Here is a 12,897-nt window from a genome sequence, read left to right as displayed (position 1 = left end):
CAACATCACCCACATCAATCCGCGAATCGCCCTCTTCATGGCGTACCTCCTGCCGCAGCGGTCTGCTGCGTGCCTGCAATCAGCGCCTGTTCCTGCAGCAGCCGGGTTACCCGCGCCTGCTGGCGGATATCCGGCGGCAGCTGCGCCACCGAAAGCGGCTCGCAGTTCACCGCACCCACCAGCATCACCACGCTGCGGCGCTCGCGCACCTGCAGCGGGCACTGCAGCAGGCGGTCGTCCTGCAGCAGGTACAGGGTGCGTTCGCGGCGCGGGAAGTCGGCCACGAAGCCGCCGTTGCTGCCGGTGCCGGGCACGGGGGCGTTGAGGATGCGGGCGCCGCCCAGCGGCACGCCGGCCACGTCGCGGGCGTTGCCGATGAAGGTGTAGGTCACTTCAATCGGCACCGGCATGCGCACCAGGCGGCCGGGCGCGAGGAACAGCGGACGCGCGCCACCCACGCCGGTCACGCGGATGGCGGCATCGCTGTTCAGTGCGCTGGCGTCCTGCACTTCGGCGCGGTGCGATTGATAGGCCGACAGCGGCATCAGCCGGCGTTCGCCCAGCGCCAGCCGCTGCTTGCGCTGGCCACCCACCTGCAGCTCGGCGGCCACGCCGGTCAGTTCCAGATCGTCGGTGCCATCCACCTGCACCGCCAGGCCGGCCTCGGCACCCAGGCCGCCGCCCCAGTAGAAGCCGCGACGCCCCAGCGCCAGGCCGGAGCTGTGGGTGGCGGTATAGCTCAGTTCGTCGCCGCCGCGCTGCTGGTAATGCGACACGCTGGCGCCGGTGTGGCCGTACTTGTTCTGGGTCTGGGCACTCAGCGATGCGCTGTAGCGGTCGTTGTTGTTGCCGCGCAGGTCCACGGTGGCCTCGCGGTACAGGGCATCCACTTCCTGGCGCAGGGTCTGGCTGGCGCCGTAGTTCACATCCGGGCGCGCGTGCTGCGGCTGGCGCACATCCACGGCGTAGCGGCGCTGCGAGCTGCCGATGTCACGGCGCTGCAGGCGGGTCAGGCTGAGGTTGATGAAGATGCCGCGGTCGCGGCTGTCGCCCGCGCTGCGCTGCGTGGCCTGCTGCCAGACGCCCACGCGGGTGGAGACGCTGAACTCCTGCCAGCGCTGCACGCGGCTGTAGCTGGCCTGCCAGGTGCGGGTGAGGTTGGGGTCGCGGCTGTAGCGCGGCTCCCACGGCAGCAGCGGGTCGAGCGCGGCCATCGGGTCATCGGGGTCGGGGGTGAGCACGGTGCCTCGGCTCCAGGTCTGGCGGCGGGTGTAGGCGACGTAGGCGTTGCCACCGCCGATGGGCAGTGACATCGAGGCGCTGAGCGAATCGGCGCAGGCCAGGCGGTCGCGGGTATCGAATTCGAACTGGCAGGCACGGCCACGCATGCGCTGCTGGTAGACGTTCCAGGACGTTTTGCGGCGGTAGGACAGCTGGTGCTGCTGGCCGCTGCTGCCATCGCTGCCGCGCATGCCGCTGAAACTGGCGCGCACGTCCTGGGTGGTGAACATGTGGCGCAGGTCCACGCGCAGCTCGCCGTAGCTGAAGCCGCCGAGATCGGCGACGCCTGCGGTAAGCGCCATGTCGCGGCCCATCGGCACGCGCAGGCCGGCCATGGCCGCCACCTCGCCATCGAAGCGGTCACTGCGGCGCTCGTTGCGGCGGCCGCCCTGCATGAACCACTGCACGCTGCTGTTGGCCCAGTCGCCGCCCTTGTCGAACGGCGCCTCTTCGCTGCGAACGAGCACGCCGTCTTCGTAGATGCGCAGGGTGACGGTGTAGTTGCCGAACGGGAAGCGCCGCGTGTCCAGGTCGTTGATGCCGGCCTGCAGATAAAAGCTCTGCAGCAGGCGCTCGCCATCGAAGGCATCCACGCGTGCATCGCGGGCCAGCAGCACGGTCAGCGGCGTGGACTGCACGGCTGCTTCGGTATCCACATAGGCCTGGGTGGTGCCGATGCGCAGCCCGGCGAAGCGGTCCATCGGCAGCATGCTGAAACTGAAGGTGCCGCCCTGCGGGCTGGACAGATTACGGCGATCCATGCGGCCGGCCTGCAGGTAGTACTGCTGGCCCAGGTCATGGCGGTAGTAGGCGTTGTCGAACTGGAAATCGTGGCGGCGCCGGCCACCGCGGTACTGCTGGCTGTTGAGGTTCCAGTCCACGGCGATGTGGCCGCGCTCGAACATTCCCAGCGCGCCCGCGCCCTGGGCGGTGATGGCCTGGTAGCCACGGCCGCCGCTGAGGTTGATGGTCTGCTGGTGCAGGAAGGCGTTTTCGGCGTTGCTGCTGATCTGGTGGAAGCGGCTGGCGGCAGGCTCGGCGGTGATCCACTGCTTGGCCACGAACAGGCGCACCGCGCCCTCGCCTTCGTCGTACAGCGCGCGCACGGCGTTGGGGTCCTCTGGCGGATCGAGATAGCCGCAGCCGGCTTCGGCGCCGCCAAAACGGCAGGCGAGATGGCTGTTGCGCGCCAGCGGTTCCGACAGCGCGGGCAGCAGCGCGGCCTGGGCCTCGGCTGAAAGGTCGAGCGCCTGCAGCACGCGCGCGGGATCTTCCAGCTGCACGTGTTCCAGGGTGACGCGCACCGGCGACAGGCCGGCGCTGCGGCCGAACAGGCGGATGTCGAGTTGTTCGGTCTGGCCTTCGACCAGATCCTCGAAACCGACGGGAACGCCGCGTGCCGCGACCAGCGGCGTGGCCAGCGACAAGGCGAGCGCGACCGCCAGCCGGGTGACGGCGGGTGCGGGAGCTTTCATGGGTGTGGTGCCTGGTGCGGCCGGCCCGGTGGTCGGGCCGGCGCGGGGTCAACGCTGGGTGTTACGGGGTGCCGGCGGCCTGGACCATGGCGATGGTGACGATGCCCTCGTACTTGCCTTCGACGTCGATCTTGTCGGTGCCGCCGTGGCCAATGCGCAGCTCCATTGGAATGGACGCACCGTTCAAAGCGCCGTCGAAGATCTTGCTGGCTTCAAAGGTATGCGGGGCGGTGGACAGCGGAGCACCGTTCAGGCTAACCGCCAGCGGCACTGGAGTACCGCCGCCACCTTGCCGCAGCAGCACCGGATCAGCACCCAGGCGCACTTCGATATCCTTGCTGGGAGAGTTGCTGTAGATGCGGACGCGATCGGTCCAGTCCGCAAGCCGGCCGAGAACGGGGTTGAAGACCAGCTTGACCGAGTCGTCCAAGGCAGTGCCATTCTCTTTCAGGAGGGCCAAGGTAGGATCCACGTCAGCCCAGACAGCAATTTCGGCTTCGGCGGCGTGTGCGGACAGCGAAGCGGTGGCCAGCGCTGCAGCAAGCGCGGCCTTTTTCAGGAAAGTGTTCATCGGTGTTGTCTCTCTCGGACAATGAAAAGAAGGTGCTCTCCTCCCGGGGGGAGTTGGGAGGAGAGCGTCACCACACCGGAGGGTGGGGGGTGAGATGACGGAGAGAATGGTAGGAATTGTCTGGCTGCAGAATCTATTCAACGATTCCTAAATATGCGTCTGCAAATTGTGTTTCTTGAAGGCCATCAGAGATTAAGAGAGATGCAACTTCTCCCAATCGACAATGCAATTAAGTGTATTGCAGAGCGCAGGGCGACGCACCGACGCTGGTCAATTGCGACGTTCCAAAGTGCACCGCGCGCACCGCAGTAGAGCCACGCCGTGCGTGGATGCTCTTGGCAGAAAGCCACCGCACGCAACAGAGCCGCCGGGCACGGCCCGGCGCTACCTCACCCGTAGTAGAGCCACGCCATGCGTGGATGCATTTCGCAGACACCCACCGCACGCGTCAAAGCCGCCGGGCATGGCCCGGCGCTACCTCAACCGCAGTAGAGCCACGCCATGCGTGGATGCTCTTCGCACACGCCAACCGCGAAGAGCCGCCGGGCACGGCCCGGCGCTACCGGAATGCCTACAGGATCGCAGTAGAGCCCAAAACAATCAGGCCGCCTTTCGGCGGCCTGATGCTCATTCAAGATCGCACGATCAGAAGAAGATCGCGTACAGAATCAACAGCGGGATTGGCACGCCCAACAGCCAGAGCAGAATCATTTTCATGGCAGGTCTCCTTGCATGGAATGCGGGTTACAGGTCGCGGCGGCGGCCGCCCCAAGTGGCGCTGAGGCTGGCGAAGAACGCACCGATCAGCAGGGTGATGAACAGCCACAGCGCGGCATAGGCGGTGGCCTTGCGGGCGTCGTCGGCCGCCTGCTTGGCCGTGTTCTTCGCCTTTTCCAACGCAGCACGCATGCGGGTCTGCACGTCGGTCACGCGGGCCTGGGCTTCGGCCTGGCTCATGCCGGTCTCGCGGGCGATCAGGCTGGCCAGGTACTGGGTGTCAGCCGGGTCGAGGCCATCACCCTGCAGGCTGTTGACGATGATGCGGTTCACTTCGGCACGCACCTCACGCCGGTCGCCCATCGGGCCATGGCCCGGCATCGGGCGCGGCGGCGGCGCCATACGGGCGTCGCGCGGGCCGGCAGTTGCGGCCACCGGCGGCGGCGGCGGCGGCGGTGCAGCGGGATCCATCGGGGCATTGCTGCCCGCGGCGGCACCCGGTGCAGGCGGGGCCGGCGGCGCAGCGGCGGCTTCCGGGCCCGGAGTGGTTGCGTTACGGAACAGTGAATCCACCCAGTAGTTGAGGTCGCCTTCCGGCGTACCCGAAGCCGCCGCACCGGCACCGGCTGCGGCAACGCCTGCAGTGGACGCTGCAGCACCTGCCGTGGCGCCTGCAACCTTGGCACCTGCACCCAGCACGCCACCGATGGCCGAGGTCAGCAGACCGGCGGTGAGCAGCGTGGCGACGGCCCACGACACGAAGCCGTGTGCGGTATCGCGGAAGTAGGTCTCGTCACCGTGCAGCTGGGTCCACTTGGTACGCAGGCGGCCCGCGATGTAACCGCCCAGGCCGGAGGCGGCCAGTGCGGTAAAGGTCAGCCAAGCGACGCTGGACCAGCCGAAGGTTTCTTTGCTGACGCCTTCAAACGACCACGGCGAGACCGAGGACAGGCCGAGGCCCACGCCGAGGATCAGCAGGATGAGGGAGAGCGCGGCGGCCGCGGCAGCACCGGCGAAGATGGCGCCCCAGGAGACAGCGCTTTCGCTGGGCGGCGCCACGATGGGGGCGGTGACGACGGTGGCGACGTCAGGGCCGAGTGGGCCACGCTCGGGTGGGTCGAATCGGGTACTCATGGAATGAAGGCTCCGTAACAGTGCTGCGGCTGCAGCTGGCCATTAGGAGGCTGCGCGAGCGCTTGTGAAGCTGGTGAGACCTGTAAATCACGCGGTCTTGCCGGGGGTAGATCGACGCCACGCGTGCATTGATAAGCACATCAGTAGATCCACACCATGCGTGGATGGCGTTGCGCGTGCGCCGAAATCGTGCGGACCAACGGTCCACACCTACCAGGGCAGGAGCGGCCGGGCACGGGCCCGGCGCCGAGCGTCAGTAGATCCACGCCATGCGTGGATGGTCTTGCGCGCACGCGCATATCAGAGCAAAAGCCGCCGGGCATGGCCCGGCGCTACCAAGGTACGGTGCCGACGCCGATGGCGTGCCAACCAAGCTTGGACTCTGCCCGCTACCGCGCGGACATCACATGCACATGGTCAACATCGATGTCGGTCGGCTTGAACCGGTGCTTGTCCACCTCACCGTGCAACTCCACCTGCGTGCTGGCATCGATGGTCCGGTGCTGTGGCATTTCATCGTCATCGATCTCGACCTCGATTTCGCCAGTGGCATCGCGGAACCGATAACGCTCGTGGCCGACCTTGGCGACCAGCGTGCCCTGCAGTACGACGGGCTGTTCATCGCGCTGCACGCGTGCTTCGGTCACGGTGGACGTAAAGGGGTAATCATCGGTACCGACGTACTGGCCGTAGGCCATGGAGGGTGCCAGAGCGGGTGTGGCCAGCAGGGCCAGCGCAAAAAGACGGTTCATCGATATTCCATTCGGAGAAAAAGGCGACAGGGTGCCTCCCGCGCCCGCAGGCGCCTATCGAATTCGTCCGAAAATGCGTGAACGCGCACTCCGCCGGGCAAATAAAGCCCCTCACGGCGGGCCGATCTTCTGGCCGCGCGTGCCACGCAGCCATCATCGTCCTGTGATCCGAGTCTCACGTTGGCATCACGAAGCGGCGTGGGAATCTGAATCGAGGCTTAGAAATGTCGTGATCAGACACTTTCTTGCAACTAATTGAATTCTCTCCCCCCTCGCAGGACCTCACAGTGGCGACCTTCCGCCATGGCGCATACGCCGACGCTACGGTAGCACTCAACCAATAGGGACCTCCGCATGAATCCTATCCCTCACCATCGCCTTGCCCGGGCGATATCAACTTTCGTGCTGGCCGCAGGCGCGAGCTTCGGCGCTTTCGCCGGGGTCGTGCCGCCAGGCGGCAGCGCAACGGTGCGCCCTGGCACACCGGCCGAATCTTGGCGGATCTCCGACGGCGGTACGCTGACGTTGCTGCCGGGAGCGCAGGCCAGCGGGATTTCCGGCAAGGGAACCCTGTTCATGGACGGGGCGACATCGGTGGCCTCGCCCGCTTCGAGAAACGCGGTGCAGATCAACGGGGCGGCGACAATTTCCGGCTCAACCTTGACGGCCACGACCGGACAGGGCCTGTTCGCCATTTACACGTTCGGTGGTCCTGTCACAGTGGTTCGTGTCAGCGACAGCACCATTCAAAGTGACTCGGCGGCGGTGGCAATGGGCGCGCAGACGGATGTATCGCTCTCTGCCACGACAGTGACCGGCGGAACTACCGGCATCCGGTCTTTCGGAGGCCCACTCGCGATCCAGGACGGAAGCATGGTACGTGGCGGCACCCAGGGGCTCGAGCTGTACGTGGCCGATACGCCGATGACGCAGCCGTCGCAGACCCTTATCGATGGCTCCACGGTGGAGAGTACAACCGGCGCAGCCATCGTCGTGACGTCCGTCAATCCCACCGGCCCTTTCACCGAGGCGTATATCCGCGTGCGCAACGGCAGCCAGCTGGTAGGCGGCAACGGCAACCTCCTGGAGGTGGCACCGCGCCCCACCTCCGCTGCCCCAGAGGTCTACCTGGATGTACAGGGCAGTTCGCTGGTCGGCGATATTCTTGTGGCCGAGGGCGGCAGCCAGGCGCACGTTGTTTTGTCCAACGGGGGCAGCCTTACCGGTGCTTTCACCAATGTCACCAGTGCCTCGCTGGACGATGGCGGCCGCTGGCAGCTGCGCGGCAACAGCGACGTCGGGGCGTTGACCCTCAACACTGGCGGTGTGGTGGCACTGGGCGACGGCAGTACCTTCAACACGCTCGATGTGGACACCTTCACCGGCAACGGCGGCACGCTGCTGTTCAACACGGTGCTTGGCGCGGACGATGCCAGTACGGACCGTTTGCATGTGCTGGGCGATACCCGTGGTTCGGCGAATGTGGCGGTCAACAATGTGGGCGGCGCAGGCGCACAGACCGTGGATGGCATTGAACTGATCCGCGTGGACGGCGCGTCAAATGGTCAGTTTGCGCTGGCCGGCCGCGCGGTGGGCGGGCAGTACGAGTACTTCCTGTTCAAGGGCGGCGCGAGTGGTGCAGGCAACTGGTACCTGCGCTCGCAGCTGCCGGTGCCGCCGGACCCCTGCGATGCCGACCCGACGTTGCCTGGGTGCGCGCCTGTTGATCCGCCTGTTGATCCGCCTGTTGATCCGCCTGTTGATCCGCCTGTTGATCCCATCCCGGATCCGGATCCGGTACTGCGCCCCGAGGGCGGCGCCTACCTGGCCAACCTGACCGCCGCCGGCAACCTGTTCCGCCTGGGCTACCACGACCGCCAGGCCGGCCAGAACGGTGGCCGCGGCTGGGCGCGCGTGGACGGTTCGCGTAACGGCTTTGATGCGGTGAGCCGCCAGCTGGACGTGCGTGGCAACAGCCAGGCGCTGAGCGTGGGCGTGGATATGCTTCGAGGTGTCAACGGCAGCGGCGTCGGCCTGATGCTGTCCAGCGGCAATGCCAGCAGCACCTCCACCAACGCGCTGACAGGTTACTACGCGCGCGGCAAGGTGAAGGGTGAAGCGCTGGGTGTCTATGGCACGTGGCGTGGCCCCAGTGAGGATGGGTATGCGGGTTTCTACATTGACGGCTCGGTGCAGCGTGCGCAGTTCCGCAACCGCGTGGAAGGCGTGGGCCTGACCCCGGAGCGCTATGACAGCAAGGTCTGGCAGGGTGCAGTGGAAACCGGGTATGCGTTCCGGGCAGGCGGCGCTTCAAACGCTGGCATCTATGTGGAGCCGCAACTGCAGGTGGGTTACAACCGCTGGGATGATCTGCGGCATACCGAAGCCAACGGCACGGTGGTGACCACGCAGGATGCTGATGGACTCTATGGGCGTGCGGGTATGCGACTTTCCGGGGTTACGCGCTGGGGGAATGGCGTGGCGCAGGTGCAGCCGTACATTGCCGCGCACTGGCTGCATACCCGTAACGACGCCCAGGTGCGCATGGATGATGAAGGAGTAGACGCCCGTATTCCGCGCAGCCGTGGCGAGTTCAGCGGCGGTGCGTCGGTGAAATTTGGCAATGGGGTGAGTGCGTGGGGCGGGCTGTCGTTGCAGCGGGCGTCCGGCTACCACCAGACCAGCGCACAGGTGGGATTGAGTTACGCATGGTGATGCGCGAAGAGTAAAGTGCCGCACGACCAAAGGTCGTGCGCTGCCCCCAAAACGCAGCCCAACAAAAAACGCCCCGCATCATCTGCGGGGCGTTTTTTTCATGCGATTACACCAGCGGGCTTATCAGCCCTGGTAGTCGCGCACGTCACTGCCGGTGTAGACCTGGCGCGGACGGCCGATCTTCATTTCCGGGTCGACCTGCTGTTCCAGCCAATGCGACACCCAGCCGGAGGTACGGCCCAGGGCGAACATGACGGTGAACATTTCGGTCGGGATCTGCAGCGCCTTGTAGATGATGCCGCTGTAGAAATCGACGTTCGGGTACAGCTTGCGGGCGACGAAGTACTCGTCCTGCAGCGCGGCCTGTTCCAGCTTCACGGCCACGTCCAGCAGCGGGTCCTGCACGCCCAGCTGGTCCAGCACCTTGCTGGTCATCTCACCGATGACCTTGGCGCGCGGGTCGAAGTTCTTGTACACGCGGTGGCCGAAGCCCATCAGGCGGAAGCCGGAGGTCTTGTCCTTGGCCTTGGCCACGGCGGACTCGACATTGTCGGCGCTGCCGATCTCTTCCAGCATCTTCAGGACGGCTTCGTTGGCACCGCCGTGGGCCGGACCCCACAGCGCGGTGACGCCAGCGGCGACCGATGCGTACGGGTTGGCACCGGTCGAACCCACCAGGCGCACGGTCGAGGTCGAGGCGTTCTGCTCGTGGTCGGCGTGCAGGATGAACAGCAGGTCCAGCGCCTTGACCACGTCCTGGTTCAGCTCGTACTGGCCATCAGCCGACTCGAAGGTCTGCTTCAGGAAGCGACTGACGTAATCCAGCGAGGTGTCCGGCTTGTTGGCCGGCAGGCCCTTGCCGTGGCGGTAGATCAGGGCCGACAGGGTCGGCACCTTGGCGATCAGGCGCACGGCAGCCTGGCGGCGCTGTTCGGCGTCGGACAGGTCCAGCGAGTCGTGATAGATGGCCGACAGCTGCGCGATGGCCGCGGTCAGGATGGCCATCGGGTGGGCATCCTTGGCGAAGCTGCTGATCAGGGCGTTGATCGACGCATCGACGTTGGCTTCGGCAGCCAGCTCATCGGTGAAGGCCTTCAGCTGTTGGGCGCTCGGGCGCTCGCCGTTGATCAGCAGGTAGGCCACTTCGACGTAGCTGGACTTCTCCGACAGCTGTTCGATGGGGTAGCCGCGGTACAGCAGCACGCCCTTGTCGCCGTCGATGTAGGTGATGGCAGACTTGCAGCTGGCCGTCGCGGTAAAGCCGGAATCGTAGGTGAAGAACCCCGTTTCCTTGGTCAGCTTCGCGATGTCGACGCAGTCGTTGCCGAGAGTGGGTTTGATGACGGGCAGAACGACCGACTTGTCGCCGGCGTTGAGCGTGACCTGATCAAGATCGGACACTGTGTGCGCTCCTTCATGGGAAGGCGCCTGCCCAAGCGCGTTGGTCAGGCACGTGAATGACGTCCTCGGCCTGTGCCGGGGATCAGGTCATTATCGCACAGCAGCATTTGCCCGGCGCTAGACAGAAGTCGTATACGACAGGCAGCCAGACGCCGGCCGTTGAGCGGCCCGGATCGGCAAAAGCGTTGTCACACGAACGCAGTGTTCCGTCCATCCAAACGCCCGTTGGGTTGGCGTTGGGGAAAAACAAACGGCCGCGCAGAGCGCGGCCGTTGGTTCGAAGCTGGATCGACAGATCAGCGCGCGTAGCGCTTCTGGAACTTGTCGATACGGCCCGAGGTGTCGATGACCTTGTGCTTGCCCGTGTAGAACGGGTGCGAAGCCGAGGAAATTTCAACCTTGACCAGCGGGTATTCGTTGCCGTCTTCCCACTGGATGGTTTCCTTCGTCGCCATGGTGGAGCGGGTCAGGATCTTGAAATCGGAGGTGACGTCATGGAAGACGACGTCGCGGTAGTTCGGATGGATATCGGCCTTCATGGGCTCACACCGTAAATGGGCTGGTGGTCAAGAGCGGCATTATAAGCACCGGTTGCCGCCCGGGGCAACCGGTGCCGGGCCACGGACGTCAGTCCGCGCCCAGGGCCTGGCGCACCAGGGCCTCGAAACGCTGCTGGTCGTAGGCCATCAGCAGATCGCAGTTGTCCGGCTGGCCGGTCTGGCGGTTCCAGTCGACGATGGTGGCGCCGCGGCTGAACGTGCCGTTCAGCTCCACGTTCAGCGGGCGCGACTCGACCCGCAGCTGGCCTTCGGGGTTCAGCGCCCAGGCCATGGCCACCGCATCGGCGGTGTACCAGCGCCCGCCCTTGCTGTCTTCGGACAGGCCACGGGTCTTGCGCGAGATCAGTTCGTAGAAGCGGGCGCGATCGGAATCGGCCTGCAGCCACTTCTCGGCGTCCTGCAGCGGCAGGCCATGGGCGACGGTGGCCTCCCAGTCCGACACCAGCAGGTGCTTGAACGAGGTGAACACCACGTGCGCCGCTTCCGGGTCGAACGCAATGTTGAATTCGGCCGCCGGGGTGATGTTGCCGTGGCAGGTGACCGCGCCGCCCATCACCACGATGCGCTTGATGCGCTCGGGCAGGGTCGGGTCCAGCTTCAGTGCCAGGGCAAGGTTGGTCAGCGGGCCCAGCATCACCAGCATCAGTTCGCCGGCGTGCTCGTGCGACAGGCGCAGGATGGCCAGTGCGGCGTGCTCGGCTTCGGCCTGGCGGCTGGGCGGCGGCAGGTCCACGTCGCCGTAGCCGTCACGGCCATGCACGTGGGCAGCGTCGACGGAGGGATGCAGCAGCGGATCCGGGCTGCCGGCAAACACCGGCACGTCGGCGCGGCCGACGATGTCGCAGAGCTTGAGGGCGTTGCGAACGGTGTACTCGAGGCCGACATTGCCGGCGGCGATGGTCAGGGCGACCACGTCGTGCCGTTCATCGGCGAAGGCCATCAGCAGGGCCAGGGCGTCGTCCACACCGGGGTCGGTGTCGATCAACAGCGGGATCTTGTGGGTCATCGTTGCCGTCTTCAGATCGGCAACGAAGTGTGGACCGGGTTGATGACCGTTGCAAGACCACCCTGCGCCGGGGGGAATGAAGATGAAATTGGTCGGCTGCGGCCTTTGTAGAGTGGAGCCCATGCTCGACTCACGCGCGCAGCGCGAAGGGCAGCCGAGCATGGGCTCGGCTCTACAGGCGGTGCGCGAACGGCCGCCGGGCCTGGACCGGCGCTACCCGGGGGGATGCCGTGCCCACCGGGCAAGGGCTCTGACCCCATTCTCGCGAATCAGAACTGACGCAATCAACCACAAACGCCCGCCCACGTCCCAATTGCACGTATTTCGAGATTTCAAACAATCCTCATAGAGGCGCCAACGCTTCACATGGAAATGTTGCAGGGCCATCGACAACGGATGGCACGGGCTTGCAATCCCGTTTGACCATGTTGTTTACGCTTGCCTGCCGGCGTTGCGCGCGTGCTCGTGCGCGGCGTCCGGCAGGCAATCCGTCCGTGCTTTCCATGGCGGGCGGTGCGTGGGGGCCCCGTGCCCGCCGGCTTATCAGCATTGGTCACCGGTATTGCAACCACTCACCGCCCGCCACCCTCGCCTACGCGTTGGTGGCTTCCTGCCTTGTGCATGAGGATTGCCGACATGACTGCTTCCCACTATCCCCTGCTGTTCGCCACCCTCGGCGACGCCGCCGCCAGCATCCCCGATGCGCTGGCGCGCACGCTGGAAACCACGCTGTCTGCCACCCAGGCGGCAAACAGCAGCGAAGGCCCCAGCCTGCTGGAGTGCCTGCGCCGCATCCGCCATGGCGAAGGTGCCGATGGCCAGCCCTGGCCGAGCGCGCGGCATTCGCCCGGGCAATGCATGGCCCTGGCCCGCATCGACCGAGCGGCGGCGGGCCTGACCGTGCTGCTGGAAATGCTGCACGCCAGTGAGCGCCTGCGTGTGGATGGCGAAGAGGTTCAGAACGTCGGCGATGACGTGCGCGAGGGCCTGCTGCTGGCCTGCCGCGGGTTGTCCGAATATGTAGGGATGCAGTTGCCGGCGGCCTAGGTCGTTGCCCAGTAGATCTACGCCATGCGTGGACGACGCTTCTGTAGAGTCGAGCCATGCTCGACTCATGCGCGCAGCGCGAAGAGAAGCCGAGCGTGGGCTCGGCTCTACAGGGGGGGGGCCGCGAAACGCCGCCGGGCGTGGCCCGGCGCTACCTACGCGCCGGCGTGGATGGGGTCAGAGCCCTTTGCGTGTCAAAGGGATCTGACCCCGACGCGAAGCGCAGCCGAGCGTGGGC

Annotated in this window: 10 protein-coding genes; 2 read left to right on the top strand and 8 right to left on the bottom strand. The window is 66.0% G+C overall.

The features are described 5' to 3' along the window. Positions 1–35 precede the first annotated feature (35 nt). From KXV01_RS14640 to KXV01_RS14620, 5 genes are all read right to left on the bottom strand, one after another. On the bottom strand, positions 36–2,756 hold the full coding sequence (locus KXV01_RS14640; RefSeq protein WP_111097359.1) for a TcfC E-set like domain-containing protein: 2,721 nt from the start codon (positions 2,754–2,756) through the stop codon (positions 36–38). Positions 2,757–2,817: 61 nt separating this feature from the next. Then, positions 2,818–3,327: a CS1 type fimbrial major subunit gene (locus tag KXV01_RS14635; protein WP_111097360.1), complete on the bottom strand. Its 510-nt coding sequence runs from the start codon at positions 3,325–3,327 to the stop codon at positions 2,818–2,820. Between the two features lie 744 nt (positions 3,328–4,071). Next, positions 4,072–5,178, bottom strand: a complete 1,107-nt coding sequence (locus KXV01_RS14630; RefSeq protein ID WP_111097361.1) for a hypothetical protein — start codon at positions 5,176–5,178, stop codon at positions 4,072–4,074. Between the two features lie 389 nt (positions 5,179–5,567). Continuing rightward, positions 5,568–5,930 (bottom strand): NirD/YgiW/YdeI family stress tolerance protein, encoded by a 363-nt coding sequence (locus tag KXV01_RS14625; RefSeq protein ID WP_111097362.1) that lies wholly within the window; start codon positions 5,928–5,930, stop codon positions 5,568–5,570. Positions 5,931–6,298: 368 nt separating this feature from the next. Continuing rightward, positions 6,299–6,625, bottom strand: a complete 327-nt coding sequence (locus KXV01_RS14620) for a hypothetical protein (RefSeq protein ID WP_240459007.1) — start codon at positions 6,623–6,625, stop codon at positions 6,299–6,301. A gap of 178 nt (positions 6,626–6,803) precedes the next feature. Here KXV01_RS14620 and KXV01_RS14615 point away from each other — a divergent pair, with 178 nt between their 5' ends. Beyond that, positions 6,804–8,645, top strand: coding sequence for an autotransporter outer membrane beta-barrel domain-containing protein (locus KXV01_RS14615; RefSeq protein WP_240459008.1), 1,842 nt, complete (start codon positions 6,804–6,806; stop codon positions 8,643–8,645). A 123-nt stretch (positions 8,646–8,768) separates the two neighbouring features. On the opposite strand, the gene KXV01_RS14610 is transcribed toward KXV01_RS14615, so the two are convergent. The 3 genes from KXV01_RS14610 to KXV01_RS14600 form a co-directional block, all read right to left on the bottom strand. Further along, positions 8,769–10,046, bottom strand: coding sequence for a citrate synthase (locus KXV01_RS14610; protein ID WP_111097364.1), 1,278 nt, complete (start codon positions 10,044–10,046; stop codon positions 8,769–8,771). 296 nt (positions 10,047–10,342) lie between these two features. Continuing rightward, positions 10,343–10,585: a type B 50S ribosomal protein L31 gene (locus KXV01_RS14605; protein ID WP_005410871.1), complete on the bottom strand. Its 243-nt coding sequence runs from the start codon at positions 10,583–10,585 to the stop codon at positions 10,343–10,345. Positions 10,586–10,673: 88 nt separating this feature from the next. Next, complete coding sequence (locus KXV01_RS14600) at positions 10,674–11,612, bottom strand: nucleoside hydrolase (RefSeq protein WP_021203710.1); 939 nt, start codon at positions 11,610–11,612, stop codon at positions 10,674–10,676. 636 nt (positions 11,613–12,248) lie between these two features. Here KXV01_RS14600 and KXV01_RS14595 point away from each other — a divergent pair. Further along, entirely contained in the window at positions 12,249–12,659 is a 411-nt protein-coding gene (locus KXV01_RS14595) for a hypothetical protein (RefSeq protein ID WP_111097365.1), read from the top strand. Positions 12,660–12,897 lie beyond the last annotated feature (238 nt).

Source organism: Stenotrophomonas sp. Ps181 (assembly GCF_025697425.1).
Taxonomy (GTDB): Bacteria; Pseudomonadota; Gammaproteobacteria; order Xanthomonadales; family Xanthomonadaceae; genus Stenotrophomonas; species Stenotrophomonas sepilia.
This window is presented reverse-complemented; position numbering and strand designations above follow the sequence as displayed.